Origin of the sequence: Actinokineospora baliensis (assembly GCF_016907695.1) — a bacterium.
GTDB lineage: Bacteria > Actinomycetota > Actinomycetes > Mycobacteriales > Pseudonocardiaceae > Actinokineospora > Actinokineospora baliensis.
This window is the reverse complement of the sequence record NZ_JAFBCK010000001.1, coordinates 6,860,507-6,879,143: the sequence shown is the minus strand read 5'-3', so window position 1 is coordinate 6,879,143 and position 18,637 is coordinate 6,860,507. Positions and strand designations below refer to the sequence as shown.

Sequence of the window (18,637 nt, the reverse complement as noted above, 5' to 3'; positions counted from 1 at the left end):
GGGGCGCTGAGCCGCGGTTACGATCTTCACCCCGGTAGGAAGAGGTGGGTCCCGTGGCCGATGCGCAGCGCGAACGCCCCAGTGAGCTGACCGAGGCCGAGTTGGGGTTCCTGCCGCGGGAGGCGGTGCGGTGGCTGGCGCCGCGGGTGCTGCTCACCACGGGCATCCAGTCGATGTTGGCGGCGATCTTCGGGTCCTACGCCGACAAGCGGGAGCTCCAAGGCAGCCTGAAGGTCCGCGAGCACGCCCACGAGGACGCCGAGTGGATCGACTTCGTGGCCGACCTCGGCGACGGCTTCCACGCCACGTACTCGGTCGCGCAGCTGCTCGCCGCACCGGAGCTTTCCGTTGACGGGCACGACCTCCCGCGGGGCAAAGTTCTGGTCATGGGCGGTGACCAGGTCTACCCCTACGCGTCGACCACGGACTATGAGGACCGGACCAAGGGGCCATACCGGGCGGCATTGCCTCTTACCGAGGGTGGCTCGCCCACGCTGTTCGCCCTGCCAGGCAACCACGACTGGTACGACGGTCTTACCGCGTTCTTGAGGGTCTTCGCGCAAGGGCGGTGGTTCGGGGGTTGGGCCACCGAGCAGACGCGGTCGTACTTCGCGGTTCGGCTGCCACACAACTGGTGGCTGCTGGCTATAGACACCCAGTTCGACGACTACGTGGACGCGCCGCAGTTGGAGTACTTCCGAGAGGCCACCGCCGAGATGGCTAAAGGCGACGGGGTCATCCTCTGCGCCTCCAAGCCCGCCTGGGTGGATGCGGGGTCTGGGGGAAGGACCAAGGGCTACGACACCATCGAGTTCTTCGACCGCGAGATCGTGCGCGCCAAGGGCGCCGAGACCCGGGTCATGCTCTCCGGCGACAAGCACCACTACGCCCGGTACGCCGAGCGGGATGACAAGCCGAGGCAGCGGATCACCTGCGGCCTAGGCGGCGCCTACCTCGCTGCCACGCACGAACTGCCAAGTCCGCTCTGCCTGCCGCCCGCCAACTCCCGTGTTCGCGCCCCCTCGCCCCCGGCGTTCTACGACCTGGAGACCCGCTATCCCGACACGGCCACCTCGAAGCGGTTCGCCAGGGGCATCCTCCGTCTGCCATGGCGCAATCCCGGCTTCTGGGGCCTGACAGGGGGTTTCCAGACCGTCATGACGTTGGCGGTCCTCTACGGCATCGTGCAGACCGACATCGGGGTCAAGGGGTTCTTCGGCCTCGTCGCGAGCTGGGCGCCTGCCGTGCTCGTAGGTCTCGTACTCGTCCTGAGCGGCCTGACCTTCGCCAGGTTGGGCAACCCGCACAAGGTCGGCTTGGCCAGACTCTTCGGCGCACTACACGCGATAGGACACTTAGGACTGGCCGTTGGGTGGTCCTATGTCGTGATCTGGCTCTATACGGACGTCTTCCCTGACGGCGCCGCCCAAGACTGGGGCACGCTGCTCGTCGTCGCGCTCGGCACACCGCTGCTGATCGGGTTCCTCGACGCCGAACTCGTCGCCGTCTACCTCATGCTCGCCAGCCGGGCCGGGATCAACCTCAACGAGGTCATGGCGGGCCAGAGCATCGAGGACCACAAGGGGTTCCTGCGCATCCGCGTCGACACCGACGGCCTGACCATCTACCCCATCCGGCTCGACCGGGTCTGCCGCGCCTGGACCCCCCAACCTGCGGCGGAGGGCACCCAACCCTGGTTCACCCCGGCCACCCCGCTCGAGGCGCACCTGATCGAGGACCCCGTCCGCGTGTCGCGGTGATCGCCACCGGGCGCACCCCCTAGGCTCTCGAACGAGTGTTCACGACCTGAGGCGGGAGCGACCAACCGTGCGCGTGCTGGGCGTCGACCCTGGCCTGACCAGGCTCGGCATCGCGGTCGTCGACGGCGGCGCCGGGCGCGCGGTCCGGGCGGTCGCGGTCGACGTGGTGCGCACGCCGGTCGAGGACGAGCTGCCCACCCGGCTGCTCAAGGTCTCCGACGCCCTGGAGCAGTGGCTGAGCAGGCACAGCCCGGACGTGGTCGCCATCGAGCGGGTGTTCAGCCAGCACAACGTGCGCACCGCCATGGCCACCGCGCAGGCAGCCGGGGTCGTCGCGCTGGCCGCCGCCCGCCGGGACCTGCCGGTCATGTTCCACACCCCCAGCGAGGTCAAGGCCGCCGTCACCGGCTCGGGCCGGGCGGACAAGGCCCAGGTCACGCTGATGGTCACCAAGCTGCTCGGGCTCGCCGAGGCACCCAAGCCCGCCGACGCCGCCGACGCGCTCGCCCTGGCCATCTGCCACCTGTGGCGGGCGCCGGTGCGCAACCGGATGGCCGAGGCCGAGGCGAGGGCGGCTGAGCTGGCCCGCAACCACCGTGCGAGGCTGGCCGCCGCCCGCAGGCTCCACGCGGGACAGCGGCAGGACGCGGGCAACGGCAGGGCGGTGAACGAGTGATCTCCTCGGTGCGGGGCACGGTTGCCTCGATCGGACTCGACCACGCGGTGGTGGAGGTGGGCGGCGTCGGGTTCGCCGTGCAGGCCACCCCGCACACCCTGGCCACCCTGCGCCGCGGCGAGGAGGCCGCGCTGGCCACCGCCCTGGTGGTGCGCGAGGACTCGCTGACCCTCTTCGGCTTCGCCGACATCGAGGCCCGAGACCTGTTCTGGCTGCTGCAGACCGTCTCCGGCATCGGCCCCCGGCTCGCCCTGGCGACCCTGGCCGTGCTGGAGCCCGCCCAGCTGCGCGCAGCGCTGGCCGACAGCAACATCACCGTGCTCACCCAGGTCCCCGGCATCGGCCGCAAGGGCGCCGAGCGGCTGAGCATCGAACTGCGCGACAAGGTCGGCGCGCTGGCGGGTGCCGGTGACGCCCCCGTCGCCCCGGTCGCGGGCCAGGTGCGCGGCTCGGTCGTGGAGGCGCTGGTCGGGCTGGGCTTCCCGGTCAAGCAGGCCGAGCAGACCGTCGACACCGTGCTCGCCGCCGACGCAGGCGCCGACACCGCGGCCGTGCTGCGCCAGTCCCTGGCCACCCTCGGGCGCAAGCGCTGATGGAGTCACCCGAGGACGAGTGGAGCGACCTGTCGCCGCTGGTCGCGCCGGGGGAGCGCGACGACGAGACCTCGCTGCGCCCGCGCACCCTCGACGAGTTCGTCGGCCAGCCCCGGGTGCGCGAGCAGCTGCAGCTGGTGCTCCAAGGCGCGACCATGCGCGGCGCCCCGCCCGACCACGTGCTGCTCTCCGGCCCGCCGGGCCTGGGCAAGACCAGCCTCGCCATGATCATCGCCGCCGAGCTGGGCAGGCCGATCCGGATCACCTCGGGGCCCGCGCTCGAACGCGCGGGCGACCTCGCCGCGATGCTGTCCAACCTCGTCGAGGGCGAGGTCATGTTCATCGACGAGATCCACCGCATCGCCCGCCCCGCCGAGGAGATGCTGTACCTGGCGATGGAGGACTTCCGGGTCGACGTGGTGGTCGGCAAGGGACCTGGCGCCACCTCCATCCCGCTGGAGATCGCGCCGTTCACCCTGGTCGGCGCCACCACCAGGTCCGGATCGCTGACCGGGCCGCTGCGCGACCGGTTCGGCTTCACCGCGCACATGGAGTTCTACGTCCCCGAGGACCTGGAGCTGGTGCTGCGCCGCTCCGCGGTGATCCTGGGCGTCGACCTGCGCCCCGACGGCGCCGAGGAGATCGCGGGCCGCTCCAGGGGCACCCCCCGCATCGCCAACCGGCTGCTGCGCCGGGTCCGCGACTACGCGGAGGTCCGCGCCGACGGCGCCGTCGACCGGGCCACCGCCCGCGCCGCGCTGGAGGTCTACGACGTCGACGAGCTCGGCCTCGACCGGCTCGACCGGGCCGTCCTCTCCGCGCTCGTGCGCTCCTTCGGCGGCGGACCCGTCGGCGTCGCCACCCTGGCGGTGGCGGTCGGCGAGGAGCAGACCACCGTCGAGGAGGTGTGTGAGCCCTACCTCGTCAGGGCGGGCATGCTCGCCAGGACCCCGCGCGGCCGCGTCGCCACCGCCCTCGCCTGGTCCCACCTGGGCCTCACCGCCCCCACCGACGCCCCGGGCTGGGCTGCGCCTACCCTGTTCGACGAGTGACCACACGCACACGGGTGCCTCGGCCGAGCCGCACCCGGTCGCCGTGACCTGGCAGACTCGAACACGACAACCCGAACAAACGGACGTATCGCACCGGGTGGCGCGCCGCCCCGTGGATGGAGTGACATGAACTCTGCCCTGCTTCCCCTGCTGCTCATCGCCGTGCTGGCGATCCCGCTGATCCTGGGCTCCCGCCGCCAGAAGAAGATGGTGGCGCAGCAGCAGGAACTGCAGAACTCGCTGACCGTCGGCGACCGGGTGATGACCACCTCCGGCCTCTACGGCACCGTCTCCGACATCTCCGACGACGCCACCATCGGCATCGAGATCGCCCCCGGCGTCGAGACCACCTGGCTGCGCCAGGCGGTCCGCGAGAAGGTCGGCCCCGACGTGCTCGACGAGGACGACGAGCCCGGCGACCTGACCGGCGAGCACGAGTCGATCCCGGCCGACGACGCCTCGGAGACCGGCAAGCCGAAGAACTAGCCCCACCTGCCGCGCCCGAGGTGAAGGGCCCCACGTGAGGCATGCAACACTGAGTTGACCCCGCAGGCGCTACGCTGCGCCCTCACCCGCCAGAGCGAACGGGTGCGGGCGCAGTGTCATGACCACCTATCGCGGCGCGCACGTCCCCAGAACCGTGCGCGGCCCGCGCGACTCGAGGAGACGGACCGACCGTGGCACCACCGGTTGGGCAGATCCGCCCAGGACGCTATCTGGCGTTCTTCGTAGCAATCGTCGCAGCCCTCTACGCCCTGGTCTTCGCGACCGGCGACCACCAGGCGAAGCCCAAGCTGGGCATCGACCTGCAGGGGGGCACCCGAGTCGCGCTGACCGCGCGCACGGAGACCGGCGAGCCGCCGTCGAAGGAGTCGCTGAGCCTCTCCCGCGAGATCATCGACAAGCGCGTCAACAACACCGGCGTCAGCGGCGCGGAGGTGGTGCTCGACGGCAACACCATCGTCATCACCGTCCCCGGCGAGAACGGCGAGAAGGCCAAGGACCTGGGTCAGACCGCCCAGCTGCGGTTCCGCCCGGTGATCGGCTCGGTGGCCGCGCAGGCCCAGCCGCAGCCCTCCACCCAGCCGGACCCCTCGGCCACCGGCTCGGCCACGCCGACGCCCACCTCCGGTGCGGCCCCCACCTCGGGTGCCGCCCCCAGTTCCGGCGCCGCGCCCAGTAGTGGCGCTGCGCCCAGTAGCGGCGCGCCGCAGGGCAGGCCCGCACCCGCGTTGGCGCAGCAGCCCACCTCGGGCGCTCCCGCCGCGACGACCACAGCGGCCCCGCCCGCGACCACCACGGCGGCGGCCCCGCCCGCGGCGGACAACCCGTGCGTGCAGTACGCGACCCTGCTGGCCGACCCCAAGGCCGAGGCCGCAGGCCTGATCTCGTCGGGCAAGAAGTGCCGCCAGGACCCCAAGCTCGCCCCGAGCAAGGGTGCCGACGGCGCCGAGGTGCCCGCCGACCAGGCCGCCCAGCAGGCCGCGCTGGCCGTGATCGACTGCACCCCCGGCAAGGTCGACCCGCTGGTCGGCAACGACGACCCGAAGCTGCCGATCGCCGCGTGCGACCAGGACGGCGTGGAGAAGTTCATCCTCGGCCCGTCGTTCCTGGAGGGCACCGAGATCAGCAACGCCTCCGCGCAGCTCGACCCGGCGGGCGTCGGCTACGTGGTCAGCGTCAGCTTCAAGGCCACCGGCTCCAAGATCTGGTCCGAGTACACCGCCTCGCACGTGCAGGAGCGCGCCGCGTTCGTGCTCGACACCGCCGTGGTGTCCGCGCCGACCATCCAGGGCGCCATCAACGGCGACACCCAGATCACCGGCGGCCAGGGCGGCTTCAAGCAGGCCGAGGCCACCAAGCTGGCCAACGTGCTGAAGTTCGGCTCGCTGCCGCTGTCGTTCGAGCCCTCCGAGGCCGAGACCGTCTCGGCGACCCTCGGCCTGGCCTCGCTGGAGGCGGGCCTCATCGCGGGCGCCATCGGCCTGGCCCTGGTCTTCCTCTACTGCCTGATCTACTACCGGCTGCTCGGGCTGCTGACGATCCTGTCGCTGGTGCTCTCCGGCGCGATCGTCTACGCGGTGCTGGTGCTGCTCGGCCGGTGGATCGGCTACAGCCTCGACCTGCCGGGCGTCGCCGGTCTGATCGTGGCGGTCGGGTTCACCGCGGACTCGTTCGTCATCTTCTTCGAACGCCTCAAGGACGAGATCCGCGAGGGCCGCTCGTTCCGCTCCGCGGTGCCGAGGGCCTGGGTCCGCGGTCGGCGCACGATCCTGTCCGCCGACGCGGTGCTGTTCCTGGCCGCCGCGGTGCTCTACCTGCTGGCCGTCGGCCAAGTCCGCGGCTTCGCCTTCACCCTGGGCATCTCCACCGTGCTCGACCTGATCGTGGTGTTCCTGGTGACGCACCCGCTGGTCGCGCTCGCCTCGAAGTCGAAGTTCCTCTCCAGCCCGAAGCTGTCCGGCCTCGGCTCCACGCAGCGCTCCGCGGTCGCCCAGCGCGCCGCCAGGGTGCCCGCGAGCGCCGCGAAGGAAGTGTGACGACCGTGTCCACCAACGAGTCCCCCGCCGAGAAGAAGCCCGCCGTCAGCGCGACCGGCGACGTGGCCCTCACCGGCAAGCACAGCGTCTTCGAACGGCTCTACACCGGCACCGGCGCCTTCGACATCGTCGGCAAGCGCAAGCGCTGGTACGTCATCTTCGGCATCCTGATGCTCATCTGCATCGGGTCGGTGGTCTTCCGCGGCTTCAACCTCGGCATCGACTTCGAGGGCGGCACGAAGATCTCGCTGCCCGCGGCGAGCGCGAGCGGCACCATCGAGGTCCAGCGGGTCGAGGAGGTCTTCAAGGAGGCGCTCAACCGCGAGCCCTCCGCGGTGCAGAAGGTCGGCACCGGCGGCAACTCCAGCATCCAGATCAAGTCCGAGACGCTGTCCATCGCCGAGGTCGCCAAGCTCAAGCAGGCGCTGTTCGAGCAGCTCAAGCCGCAGTCGCCGTCCGGTGAGTCCAGCGCGGCGCAGATCAGCGACAGCGCCGTGTCGGGCACCTGGGGCGGGGAGATCTCCAGCAAGGCGCTGTGGGCGCTGCTGGTGTTCCTGGTGCTGGTGACCATCTTCCTGGCGCTGTACTTCGAGAAGTGGATGGCGGTGGCCGCGCTGGCCGCGCTGATCCACGACGTCATCTTCACCGCGGGCGTCTACTCGATCGTCGGCTTCGAGGTCACCCCGGCCACGGTGATCGGGTTCCTCACCATCCTCGGCTTCTCCCTCTACGACACCGTCGTGGTGTTCGACAAGGTCAAGGAGAACACCCGGGGCCTGCTGGGGCTGACCAGGCGCACCTACGGCGAGGCGGCCAACCTCGCGGTCAACCAGACCCTGATGCGCTCGATCAACACCTCGCTGATCGCGCTGCTGCCGGTGATCGGCCTGCTCATCGTCGGCGTCTGGCTGCTGGGCGTCGGCACCCTGCAGGACCTCGCGCTGGTGCAGCTGGCTGGCATGCTCGCCGGTGTGCTCTCGTCGATCTACCTGGCCACCCCGATCCTGGTGGACCTGAAGATGACCGAGCCGAAGTTCAAGGAGCAGGCCAAGCGGGTGCACCTGCGCCGGGCGAACCTGGCCCGCCGCCAGGAGTCCGCCGCGGCCGAGACCGACCTGTCCGACGACGACGCGCTCGACGCCGAGCTGCGCCGGGAGCGGGCCTACGCGGTCGCCACCAGCGTGCCCGCCCGCACCCCCAAGGCCACCGACGCCCGCCGCGGCGCCAAGCCCGCGGGCAAGCCCACCGGCAAGAAACGCCGTTGACCCCCTCGCTGGACAGGGCGCTCGGCCTCATCCGGGCCGTCCCCGACTACCCGACCCCGGGCGTCCTGTTCCGCGACCTCACCACGCTGCTCGCCGACCACGACGCCCTGCGCGCCGTGGTCGGCGCGCTTTCCGAGCAGGTCCCGGCCGACACCACCCATGTTGTGGCCCTCGAAGCCCGCGGTTTCCTCTTCGGTGCCGCGGTGGCCCACGCCCTGGGCCGCGCGGTGATCCCCGTGCGCAAGCCCGGCAAACTCCCTCTAGTCGCCGACAGCGTGACCTACTCGCTCGAGTACGGCACTGCGACCTTCGAACTCCCCGCGGACGTGCTAACTCCGGGTGCTGCCGTTTATCTCATCGACGACGTCCTGGCGACCGGCGGCTCTCTTACCGCTGCGGCCGCCCTCGCGACCCGAGCGGGCGCGACCGTCCTCGGTGCCGGGGTGGTCCTGGAGATCACCGCCCTCGGCGGCCGGGACCACACCGACGTGCCGGTCCACACCGTCTTCGCGGTCTAGCGCCCCGATCGGACCAGCGGTCGGTTGGCGGCGGTGAGCAGTACGGCCGTCTGGCGTTCACCGTCCCAGGGGGGCGCTTCGCCGCCCCACCGCCCGGTCACGGGGGCTTTCGGAGTTATTCTCGATACCCGGGTCGCACCGTGACCCGACCGACCCGCCGGGAGCCATGGGTGAGCCACGACGCGAGGACGCAGGTGGAGGCCGTACCGCCGCCGCCCGATGGCGAGCGGTCGGCGACCCGCCGGGTGCGGTCGCGGCTGGCCAGGCGGATCACCGCGCAGCGCGCCGCCCCGGTCAAGCAGGTCCTCGAACCGCTGGCCGCGGTGCACCGCGAACTGCACCCCAAGGCCGACCTCGCGCTGCTGCAGCACGCCTACGACGTCGCCGAGGAGATGCACCGCAGCCAGCGGCGCAAGTCCGGCGACCCCTACATCACCCACCCGCTCGCCGTCGCCACGATCCTGGCCGAGCTGGGCATGGACACCACGACGCTGGTCGCGGCGCTGCTGCACGACACCGTCGAGGACACCGAGTACTCCATCGAGCGGCTGCGCGCGGACTTCGGCGACGAGGTGGCGCACCTGGTCGACGGGGTCACCAAGCTGGACAAGGTGCAGCTGGGCACCGCCGCCGAGGCCGAGACCATCCGCAAGATGGTCATCGCCATGGCCCGCGACCCCCGGGTGCTGGTGATCAAGCTCGCCGACCGGCTGCACAACATGCGCACCATGCGGTTCCTGCCGCCGGAGAAGCAGGCCAAGAAGGCCCGCGAGACGCTGGAGGTGCTGGCCCCGCTGGCGCACCGGCTGGGCATGGCCACCGTCAAGTGGGAGCTGGAGGACCTGGCCTTCGCCATCCTGCAGCCCAAGAAGTACGACGAGATCGTGCGGCTGGTGGCCAACCGGGCGCCCTCGCGCGACACCTACCTGCAGACGGTGATCGGGCAGCTCGGCGCGGACCTGGAGGCCTCGCGGATCGCCGCGAAGGTCGAGGGCAGGCCCAAGCACTACTACTCGATCCACCAGAAGATGATCGTCCGCGGCCGCGACTTCGACGACATCCACGACCTGGTCGGGGTGCGGATCCTGGTCGACGACGTGCGCGACTGCTACGCGGCGATGGGTGTGGTGCACGCGCTGTGGCAGCCGATGCCCGGCCGGTTCAAGGACTACATCGCCCAGCCCCGGTTCGGGGTGTACCAGTCGCTGCACACCACCGTGATCGGCCCGGACGGCAAGCCGCTCGAGGTGCAGATCCGCACGCACGAGATGCACCGGACCGCCGAGTACGGCATCGCCGCGCACTGGCGGTACAAGGAGACCAAGGGCACCCACGCCGGGGTTGACGTCGACGAGATGGCCTGGATGCGCCAGCTGCTGGACTGGCAGCGGGAGGCGGCGGACCCCGGCGAGTTCCTCGAGTCGCTGCGCTACGACCTGGCGACCCGCGAGATCTTCGTGTTCACCCCGAAGGGCGACGTGGAGACGCTGCCCGCCGGGTCGACGCCGGTCGACTTCGCCTACGCGGTGCACACCGAGGTCGGGCACCGCTGCATCGGCGCCAGGGTCAACGGTCGGCTGGTCGCGCTCGAGCGCAAGCTGGAGAACGGCGAGGTCGTCGAGATCTTCACCTCGAAGGCCGAGGGCGCGGGGCCCAGCCGCGACTGGCTGGCCTTCGCCGCCTCGCCCAGGGCGCGCGCCAAGATCAAGCAGTGGTTCGCCAAGGAGCGCAAGGAAGAGGCGATCGAGGCGGGCAAGGACGCGATCACCAAGGAGGTGCGCCGGGTCGGCCTGCCCATGCAGCGGCTGGTGTCGGCGGACTCGGTGACCGCGCTGGCCCGCGAGCTGCGCTACCCGGAGGTCAGCTCGCTCTACGCCGCGGTCGGCGAGGGCCACATCTCCGCGCGGCACGTGGTGCAGCGGCTGGTCGCCCTGCTCGGCGGGGTCGACCACGCCGAGGACGAACTGGCCGAGCGCGCCACCCCGTCGACCATCACCCGCAGGCGCGCCTCCGGCGACGCGGGCGTGATCGTCAAGGACGCCACCGACGTGTGGGTCAAGCTGGCCCGCTGCTGCACCCCGGTCCCCGGCGACGACATCCTCGGCTTCGTCACCCGCGGCGGCGGGGTCAGCGTGCACCGGACCGACTGCACCAACGCCGACGACCTGCTGAGCACCCCGGAGCGGCTGCTGCCGGTCGAGTGGGCGCCCTCGGAGTCCTCGGTGTTCCTGGTGGCCATCCAGGTCGAGGCCCTCGACCGGCACCGGCTGCTCTCGGACGTCACCAAGGTGCTGGCGGACGAGAAGGTCAACATCCTCTCCGCGTCGGTGACCACCTCGCGCGACCGGGTCGCGGTGAGCCGGTTCTCCTTCGAGATGGGCGACCCGAAGCACCTCGGGCACGTGCTCAAGGCGGTCCGCAGCGTCGAAGGCGTGTACGACGTGTACCGGGTGACGTCGGCCTCTTAGGCCCGCTTCGCTCTAAACGCGAACAACGCCCGCCCCGAACCCGGGGCGGGCGTTGTTCGCTATAGGTCACGCGACGGCGACGTTGGAGATCTTCACGTCGTTCTTCGGCTTGCCGTCACCCGGGTTGCCCTGGGAGATCGTGCCCGCCTTGGCGATCTCGTCGATCTTCTTCATGCTGTCGGCGTCGAGGTGGCCGAACACGGTGTAGTTCGCGGGCAGCTCGGCGGTGCCGTAGACGATGAAGAACTGGCTGCCGTTGGTGCCCTTGTTGGTGTCCGGGTTCTTGCCCGCGTTCGCCATGGCCAGCAGGCCGCGGCCGTACTTGATCTCCGGGAAGACCTCGTCGTCGAAGCTGTAGCCCGGGCCGCCGCTGCCGGTGCCCGACGGGTCACCGCACTGCAGCACCTGCAGGCCAGCGCTGGTGGTCAGCCGGTGGCACGGGGTGTCGTTGAAGTACCCCTGCTTGGCCAGGCTGGTGAAGCTGTTCACCGTGCACGGCGCGAGCGCGCGGTCCAGGGTCGCCTTGACCTCGGCGCCGTTGATCGTCAGCGTCGCGGTGGCGGTGCCCTCGCTGGAGATGTCCTTGGTCCCCGGCGCCTGCGCGGGCTTGGCCGCGGGCTTGTCCGCCTCGGCCGGGTACTCGCAGGTCACCTTCGCGGGCAGCGGGGCGGTCCGCTTGGGCACCGCTGCCAGCTCCGTCGGGATGTTCGCAGGCGTGTCCGGCGGGGTGTCCGGCGTGCTGGTCTCCACCGTGTTCGACGAGGCGGTGTCGGTCGTGCTGTCGTCACCGCCGATGTTGGCCAGCCAGTAGACGAGGCCAACGACCGCGATCACGCCGACGACGGTGCTGATCACCCCGACGATGCGCCGCTTTCGCGCGCGCTCGACCCTGTTCGCGAGCTGGCGCTCCAGCTTCCGCTTGGCCGCCTCCCGGCGCTGCTGGTTGCTCGGCACCTCGCACCCTCCTACATGACCTCATCCTGGCTGGCGCGCAGTCTATGGGGACCCCCGGTAAGAACCGCGTGGAGGTAGGCCCCACTAGGCTGAGAAGAAGCCAAGAATCCGCGACCCGGAGGTCCACCCGTGCTCGTCGTCGGCTTCCCGACAGGCGCCTTCCAGGCCAACTGCTTCCTGATCGCGCCGTCCGACGGCGGCCCCTGCGTCGTCGTAGACCCAGGTCAGGACGCTGAAGAGCCGTTGGTGGAGGCCCTGCGCGAGCACCGGCTGTCCCCGGTCGCTGTCGTGCTGACCCACGGGCACCTCGACCACACCTTCTCGGTCACACCGGTGTGCGACGGCAACGACGTGCCCGCCTGGATCCACCCGGACGACCGCTACATGCTCAGCGACCCCCTGCGCGGCATGAGCGACGAGGCCGCCCGGTTCTTCGGCCCGCTGACCATGCGCGAGCCGAGCGAGGTCCGCGAACTGCACGACCAGGCCGAGCTCGACCTCGCGGGCTTGAAGCTGACGGTGCGGCACACCCCCGGGCACACCGACGGGTCGGTCAGCTTCGCCCACACCACCGAGGAGGGCGGCCACCTGCTCTTCTCCGGCGACACGCTGTTCGCGGGCTCCATCGGGCGCACAGACCTGCCGGGCGGCTCCATGGCCCGGATGACGGAGACCCTGCGCACGCTGCTGGAGTTGGACGACGAGACGGTCGTGCTGCCCGGCCACGGCCCGACCACCACCATCGGCCGCGAGCGGGTCAGCAACCCGTTCCTGACCGGGCTGGTCGACCTGTCCGACCCCTCTTCCGCCCACCGCGGTCGCGGCAGGGGGATCTGACATGGCCGAGCCCGACCTGATCCCGCTCACCCTCACCGAGCCCAGCCGTCGCCGCAGCCTGCTGTCCTTCGTGGTCGCTCTTATCCTCGGCGCCGCCCTAGGCGGGATCGTCGGGCTCATTGGCGGGCAGGCCGCGGGGCTCATCACCGCGGGCGTAGTGGTTGTCCTGCTGCTACTGCTCTCGTGGGCCTCAGGTCGCCGCACGCTGTGGCTACGCGACGGCACGACGCTGCTGGCCCGCACGATCGGCACCAAGTCGGTGGACCTGCGCGCTGCCGACCGCCTGGAGCTGCTGGTCACCGACGTGCGCGGCATCCGTACCGTCGGCCTGCTGGTCGGGCAGAAGAACACCTCGATCAACCTGGCGCTGGCGATGTACTCCGGCACCGGCGGCCGCGAGCTGGGCATCCTGGTGCTGCGCAAGCTCGCCGACGCCCTCGCGGGCAGCGAGAACCCGGCCGGGCTGGTCTTCTCGCAGCTGCTGGTCGCTCAGTTGCGCGCCGAGGCCAAGGGCGAGGCGGCACCGGAGCGGCCGTTGTTCCGGCTCGGGTCGCTCGCGCCGACGGGCAAGCTCGCCCAGAGGCTGCGCCCCGAAGCCATCACCCGGTTCGTGGCCTCGCTGGACTGAGCGCCGGTTCCCGCACCGCCACCAACGCCGCCACGGCCGTAGTGACCGGCACAGCGGCCACTAGGCCGATGCTGCCCACCAGGGTCCGCACGATCTCCTGGGCGATCGTCTGCGACTCAAGCACGGTCCCCAGACCCACGCCTGACAGCGACGAGTACAGCAGCACCGGCAGCGCGGCACCCGCGTACGCCATGACGAGCGTGTTCACTGCCGACGACACGTGGTCGCGGCCGATGCGCAGGCCCGCGGCGTAGAGCTCCCGCCAACCCAGGGCCGGGTTGGCCGCGCGCAGCTCCCACACGGCGCTGGTCTGGGTGACCGTGACGTCGTCGAGGACGCCAAGGGCGCCGATGACGATCCCGGCCAGCAGCAAGCCCCGGGTGTCGATGCCGTGGCCGAGCGACCCGAGCAGGGTGGCGGTCTGGTCGTCGAGGCCGGTGAGCTTCGTCGCCGCGCTGAACACCGCGCTGAGCACGCCGATCAGGGCGAGGCTGACCATCGTGCCCAGGACCGCTGTGGAGGTCCGCGCGGACAAGCCGTGGGTCAGGTACAGGACCGCGAACATGATGACGCCCGCACCCGCGATCGCCACGAGCAGCGGGTTCTCCCCAGCGAGAATCGCGGGAAGCACGAAAAGCAGTAAGACCGCGAAACTCAGACCCAGCGCCACCAACGCCTTCAACCCTTGCCAGCGTCCCAGCACAAGGACCGCGACCGCGAAGAGGGCAGCCAGGACGCCTAGTGGCAGGCCGCGTTGGAAGTCGACCAGTTGGTACGAGCCGCCACTAAGAGGATCCCCGCCGTTGTAGGCGAGCACGACGTCATCGCCCACCGCGAACCGCGGGGTGCTCGGCTCGATCGGCACCGAGGTGCGGATGTCGCTGCCCTTGGCCGTGCCGTCGGTCATCTCCACGGTGACCGTAAGACATTGATCCGCGGAGGTGTCGCCGTTGCCGCACGGGCCTGCCTCGGCCGCTGTGATCGACCCTGACACCGCTTGCTGGCCGCGGGTCTCCGGGCCGTCTCCAGTCGGGTAGAGCAACACCATGCCCACTACGGCCGCCAGGGCGAAGGGCGCCAAGAGGGCGAGGAGGAGTTTCCGCACGCGGGGAGACGCCGGGGTCGCAGGGCCGTGGTGGCCGTGGCCATGGCCGGTATTGGCGCTGTCGCGCTCCGCCGGCTCCTCCTCGGTTACCCGCGGGATCGGCTGGGTCTCCCAGTCGTGCACCGCGACATCGTGCCAGTCGCCCCCCGATCGGGGAGAACTGGTTGCGCCGCGTTCGAACGCATGTTCGAATGGACGGGTGCGATGGGAACGGCAGCGGGTCGAGGCGACGGGGGAGAGCGCTGCGCAACGAGGGGGAGAGCAGGTGTTGCCCGGCATGCCCGGGTTGGTGCGCAGTGTCCGCACGCCCGAGTTCGCCGGGGTGGTGTTCCACGAGGTGCTGGCCAAGTCCGTCCTGAACCGGGTTCCAGAGGGGTCGCCGATGCCGTTCCGCTGGACGGTCAACCCGTACCGGGGTTGCACGCACGCCTGCAGCTACTGCCTGCACGGCGACACACCGATCCTCATGGCCGACGGCGGCACCAAGCCGCTGTCGGAGCTCAAAGTCGGCGACCGCGTCTACGGCACCGAGCGCCGCGGCAGCTACCGGCACTACGTGCCCACCGAGGTCCTGGACCACTGGTCGACGGTCAAAACCGCCTACCGGGTCACCCTCGTCGACGGCACCCAGCTCATCGCCAGCGGCGACCACCGGTTCCTCACCGAGCGCGGCTGGAAGCACGTCACCGGCGAGATCTCCGGCGCCGACCGCCGCCCACACCTGACGGTCGGCAACAAGCTCATGGGCACCGGCCGGTTCGCGCCGCCGCCCAAGGACACCGCCGACTACCGCCGCGGCTACCTCGCGGGCATCGCCCGGGGCGACGGCACGGTCACCGAGTCGGCGCGGGCGGCGGCGCGGGTGACGGAGTACCTCACCGGCGACCTGGCCCTGACCCTGCCGGTCGAGTGGCCGCGCACGCCGACAGACGAGTGGCGCAAGGGTCTGCTGGCTGGCGTCTTCGACGCCGACGGCACGTTCTCGCACCGCATCCTCCGCCTGCCGAACCTGGGCAGCCGCACCTTGGCCGCCGTGGTCGAGGCCCTTGAGTCCTTCGGCTTCGCCTACGCGCGGGAATCACGCCGCGCCCCCGGCGGCAAGGCCTGCATCCGCGTCGACGGCGGCCTGTCCGAGCACCTGCGCCTCTTCCACACCACGGACCCGGCGGCCACCGAGAAGCGCTCCATCGATGACGCCGCCATCAAGTCCGGCGCCCGCCTGGGGGTCGTCTCCGTCGAACCGCTCGGCCTGGACCTGCCCCTGTTCGACATCACCACCGGCACCGGCGACTTCATCGCCAACGGCGTGGTCAGCCACAACTGCTTCGCCCGCAACAGCCACACCTACCTGGACCTCGACGCGGGCCGCGACTTCGACACCCAGATCGTCGTCAAGGTCAACGCACCCCAGGTCCTCACGCGACAACTGGCCTCGCCGAGGTGGGACCGCGCGCACGTGGCCATGGGCACCAACACCGACCCGTACCAGCGCGCCGAAGGCCGCTACCGGCTCATGCCCGGCATCATCAACACCCTCGCCAAGCACGGCACCCCGTTCTCGATCCTGACCAAGGGCACGCTGCTGGCCAGGGACATCCCGTTGCTGCGCGCGGTGAACGCGGACGTCCCGGTGTCGCTGGGGGTGTCGATCGCCCTGCTGGACCGCGAACTCCAGCACTCCCTGGAGCCCGGCACGGCGTCCCCCCAAGCCCGCCTCGAACTGGTCCGCAAGCTCACCGAGGCGGGCATCCCCTGCTCGGTCGCCGTGGCGCCGGTCCTGCCCGGCCTGACCGACTCGGAAGAGCACTTAGACGCCCTCTTCGAGCAGATCGCCGCCGCGGGCGCGACCACGGTCATGGTCACCGCGCTGCACGTCCGCCCCGGTGCCCGGGAGTGGTTCGCCGCGTGGCTGGCCCGGGAACACCCCCACCTGGTCCCCTTGTACCGCCGGATCTACGGCCGTTCCAGCTACGCCGCCCAGTCCTATAGGAGCGCCCTTGCCACTCGCGTGGCCCCATTACTCCGTCGCCACGCGCTCACAACCGCCGCCTTTGAACTCCGTGTGCCCGCCCCACGCGCGGAGGAGCCCCAACTTTCTCTCCTCTAGTCGTCGAGGGGCAGCGTGTAGTGAGTCCACTTCGAAGCGACCGTGTAGCCCGCGCGCTCGTAAACCCCTAGCGCCCCGGTGTGGTTGTCCGCGTCGACGCTGAGACCGGACGACGCGAAACCCTCGGCTTTGGCGTCGTTCAGCAGCGTCGACAGCAGGGCGGTGGCCAGACCGCGCCCGCGCCACGCGGTACGGGTGCCGACATCGGCGACCCAGAGTTCCTTGTAGCCGCGGGCGGCCGTGTCCGCGGCGAACTGCTGGGTCAAGACGAACGCCGCGAGCTCACCGGTCGCGTCGTCGCGCAGGTGGGCGCTCAGCGTCGGCTCGAACGGCGGCGTCTTCACGAAGTGCGCCTCCCAGAACGGGATGTCGACGTCCGTGGAGCCCCAGTGCTCGGCGAAGGTGTCGTTGCGCAGCAGCCGCAGCGGCTCGGAGAACTCGGGCCGGTACCGCTCCAGGGTGAACCCTTCGGGCAGCGGGATGCGCGGCAGGTCGTCGGTCAGCTTGGCCCGCATGTCGAAGAACCACCGCGACGGCGTGTACCCGGCGGCGGTCATGACGGTCGCCAGGTCGGTGTTGCGCTCGTGCACCGGGACGATCGACTGCAAGCGCAAGCCGGGGAAGGTGCGCTCGTGCCTGGCCCGCGCGCAGTCGTGCAGCCGCCGGACCAGTTCGGTGCCCACCCCGCGCCGCCGGTGCGACGGCGCCACGTCGGCGATCAGGCGGATCTTGTTGACCTCGACCGCGCCCGGCCTGCCGAACGCCAGCCCGTAGCCGACCAGGGTGTCGCCGTCGAGCACGGCGATGGTGTCCTCGGGGACGGTCTCGCCGATCAGCTTGGCGTAGTCGTCCGGCCCGCTGTGCTCGTCGATCTTGTCGACCGCCTCCACGTCGGCCATCAGCCGCACCCAGGCCGCCGCGTCGGAGTCCTCGAGGGATCGCCAGGTCAGGTCCACAAATCGGGAGGGTAGGTCACCCGGGACGGCCCGCTCGACCGGTTTTCTCTACGCTCTGCGGGTGCTCGTGCTGCTCCCCCCTTCCGAGACCAAGAGCGACGGCGGCGACGGTCCCGCCCTCGACCTGGCGGCGTTGTCGTTCCCCGAGCTCACCCCGGTCCGCGACCGCGTCGCCGCAGCCCTGGTCGACCTCGCCGGCGACGTGCCTGCCGGCCTCGCCGCCCTCGGCCTGTCCGAACGCCAAGCCGACGAGGTGCGGCGCAACGCGGCCCTGTTCACCGGCCCCACCCGCCCCGCCCTGGACCGCTACACCGGCGTCCTCTACGACGCCATGGCGATCAAGTCCTTCACCAAGCCCGAACGCCGCCGAGCCAACAAGCGCCTAGCCGTCGCCTCAGCCCTCTTCGGCCTACTCCGCGCCGACGACCCCATCCCCACCTACCGCCTCTCCGGCGGATCGGTCATCCCCGCCCTGGGCCCCCTGCGCCCCCTCTGGCGCACGCCCCTGGAGAAAACCCTGTCCACAGTGGACGACCTGGTGATCGACCTCCGCTCCGGCACCTACGCCAACCTCGCCGCCGCGCCCTCCGCCATCACCGTGCGCGTAGTCACCGAAGACGGCCAAGGCCGCCGCAAGACCGTGAGCCACTTCAACAAGGCCTACAAAGGCCGCCTAGCCGCCGCCCTGGCCACAGCCCCCCGCGAACCCGGCTCCCTCCGAACAGTCATCTCAGTAGCCGCCGCCGCAGGCCTACGGTTGGACCGAACCACCCCCACCGCCCTAGACCTCATCGTCTCCCTCTAACCCCGCCCCCTGAGCCCACTACGCCACAACACCCCGCACCCGCTGCCCTCGCCACACCCCAACCCCGCTACCCCCGGCGCACCTCCGCCTGCGCTGCGCTTGGCTCTGCCCGCTCGCCCGCGCTGCGCTTGGCTCTGCCCGCTCGCCCGCGCTGCGCTTGGCTCTGCCCGCTCGCCCGCGCTGCGCTTGGCTCTGCCCGCTCGCCCGCGCTGCGCTTGGCTCCGCCACCGCCACCGCGCTCCGCGCCTTCCGAGCGGGTCCAGCCCCCACCCTCTCCGGGGGGCGTCCCTGGGCCAGTCTACTAGGCCCCGCCGACAGTTGATCTTGATGCGCGGCTTCGAAGATCTACATGTGGATAACTTCTGTCGCTGGA

16 protein-coding genes are annotated in these 18,637 nt (G+C 71.0%); 13 read left to right on the top strand and 3 right to left on the bottom strand.

Annotated elements, in window-relative coordinates:
* Positions 1–53: 53 nt before the first annotated feature.
* The 9 genes from JOD54_RS30505 (at position 54) to JOD54_RS30465 (ending at position 10,872) form a co-directional block, all read left to right on the top strand.
* Positions 54–1,760: a metallophosphoesterase family protein gene (locus JOD54_RS30505; protein WP_204455395.1), complete on the top strand. Its 1,707-nt coding sequence runs from the start codon at positions 54–56 to the stop codon at positions 1,758–1,760.
* A gap of 67 nt (positions 1,761–1,827) precedes the next feature.
* Positions 1,828–2,436 carry a crossover junction endodeoxyribonuclease RuvC gene (gene ruvC / locus JOD54_RS30500; RefSeq protein WP_204455394.1) on the top strand — a complete coding sequence of 203 codons (609 nt, stop codon included), beginning with the start codon at positions 1,828–1,830 and terminating at the stop codon, positions 2,434–2,436.
* Positions 2,433–3,029 (top strand): Holliday junction branch migration protein RuvA, encoded by a 597-nt coding sequence (ruvA, locus tag JOD54_RS30495; protein ID WP_204455393.1) that lies wholly within the window; start codon positions 2,433–2,435, stop codon positions 3,027–3,029. Before ruvC ends, ruvA begins: the two co-directional genes overlap by 4 nt.
* A complete protein-coding gene (gene ruvB / locus JOD54_RS30490; RefSeq protein ID WP_204455392.1) occupies positions 3,029–4,081 on the top strand; it encodes a Holliday junction branch migration DNA helicase RuvB in 1,053 nt (350 codons plus the stop codon). The genes ruvA and ruvB overlap by 1 nt, the downstream gene beginning before the upstream one ends.
* Before the next feature lie 126 nt (positions 4,082–4,207).
* On the top strand, positions 4,208–4,567 hold the full coding sequence (yajC, locus tag JOD54_RS30485; protein ID WP_204455391.1) for a preprotein translocase subunit YajC: 360 nt from the start codon (positions 4,208–4,210) through the stop codon (positions 4,565–4,567).
* Between the two features lie 191 nt (positions 4,568–4,758).
* Positions 4,759–6,621, top strand: coding sequence for a protein translocase subunit SecD (secD, locus tag JOD54_RS30480; protein ID WP_204455390.1), 1,863 nt, complete (start codon positions 4,759–4,761; stop codon positions 6,619–6,621).
* Positions 6,622–6,626: 5 nt separating this feature from the next.
* Complete coding sequence (gene secF / locus JOD54_RS30475) at positions 6,627–7,886, top strand: protein translocase subunit SecF (protein WP_204455389.1); 1,260 nt, start codon at positions 6,627–6,629, stop codon at positions 7,884–7,886.
* Positions 7,883–8,404, top strand: coding sequence for an adenine phosphoribosyltransferase (locus JOD54_RS30470; protein ID WP_239573557.1), 522 nt, complete (start codon positions 7,883–7,885; stop codon positions 8,402–8,404). Before secF ends, JOD54_RS30470 begins: the two co-directional genes overlap by 4 nt.
* A gap of 170 nt (positions 8,405–8,574) precedes the next feature.
* Positions 8,575–10,872, top strand: coding sequence for a RelA/SpoT family protein (locus tag JOD54_RS30465; protein ID WP_307860410.1), 2,298 nt, complete (start codon positions 8,575–8,577; stop codon positions 10,870–10,872).
* Positions 10,873–10,938: 66 nt separating this feature from the next.
* Here the strand turns inward: JOD54_RS30465 and JOD54_RS30460 are convergent, their stop codons facing one another.
* On the bottom strand, positions 10,939–11,826 hold the full coding sequence (locus tag JOD54_RS30460) for a peptidylprolyl isomerase (RefSeq protein ID WP_204455388.1): 888 nt from the start codon (positions 11,824–11,826) through the stop codon (positions 10,939–10,941).
* A gap of 129 nt (positions 11,827–11,955) precedes the next feature.
* On the opposite strand from JOD54_RS30460, the gene JOD54_RS30455 reads away from it, so the two are divergent.
* The gene (locus tag JOD54_RS30455) at positions 11,956–12,663 is read left to right on the top strand and encodes an MBL fold metallo-hydrolase (RefSeq protein WP_204455387.1); all 708 of its coding nucleotides are present in this window, start codon (positions 11,956–11,958) and stop codon (positions 12,661–12,663) included.
* Position 12,664: 1 nt separating this feature from the next.
* On the top strand, positions 12,665–13,291 hold the full coding sequence (locus tag JOD54_RS30450) for a hypothetical protein (protein ID WP_204455386.1): 627 nt from the start codon (positions 12,665–12,667) through the stop codon (positions 13,289–13,291).
* On the opposite strand, the gene JOD54_RS30445 is transcribed toward JOD54_RS30450, so the two are convergent.
* The gene (locus JOD54_RS30445) at positions 13,263–14,396 is read right to left on the bottom strand and encodes a YibE/F family protein (protein WP_372440365.1); all 1,134 of its coding nucleotides are present in this window, start codon (positions 14,394–14,396) and stop codon (positions 13,263–13,265) included. The genes JOD54_RS30450 and JOD54_RS30445 overlap by 29 nt on opposite strands.
* Positions 14,397–14,595: 199 nt before the next feature.
* Here JOD54_RS30445 and JOD54_RS30440 point away from each other — a divergent pair, with 199 nt between their 5' ends.
* Positions 14,596–16,503, top strand: a complete 1,908-nt coding sequence (locus JOD54_RS30440; protein ID WP_204455384.1) for an intein-containing Rv2578c family radical SAM protein — start codon at positions 14,596–14,598, stop codon at positions 16,501–16,503.
* Here JOD54_RS30440 and JOD54_RS30435 read toward each other — a convergent pair.
* Positions 16,500–17,459: a GNAT family N-acetyltransferase gene (locus JOD54_RS30435; RefSeq protein WP_204455383.1), complete on the bottom strand. Its 960-nt coding sequence runs from the start codon at positions 17,457–17,459 to the stop codon at positions 16,500–16,502. The two genes, JOD54_RS30440 and JOD54_RS30435, sit on opposite strands and share 4 nt — an antisense overlap.
* 61 nt (positions 17,460–17,520) lie before the next feature.
* Here JOD54_RS30435 and yaaA point away from each other — a divergent pair, with 61 nt between their 5' ends.
* Positions 17,521–18,264, top strand: a complete 744-nt coding sequence (gene yaaA / locus JOD54_RS30430; protein WP_204455382.1) for a peroxide stress protein YaaA — start codon at positions 17,521–17,523, stop codon at positions 18,262–18,264.
* Positions 18,265–18,637 lie beyond the last annotated feature (373 nt).

Excerpts from the sequence above, each read along its gene's own strand:
- JOD54_RS30450 (WP_204455386.1), top strand. The coding sequence starts at position 12,665 with ATGGCCGAGCCCGACCTGATCCCGCTCACCCTCACCGAGCCCAGCCGT.
- ruvB (WP_204455392.1), top strand. The coding sequence starts at position 3,029 with ATGGAGTCACCCGAGGACGAGTGGAGCGACCTGTCGCCGCTGGTCGCG.
- yajC (WP_204455391.1), top strand. The coding sequence starts at position 4,208 with ATGAACTCTGCCCTGCTTCCCCTGCTGCTCATCGCCGTGCTGGCGATC.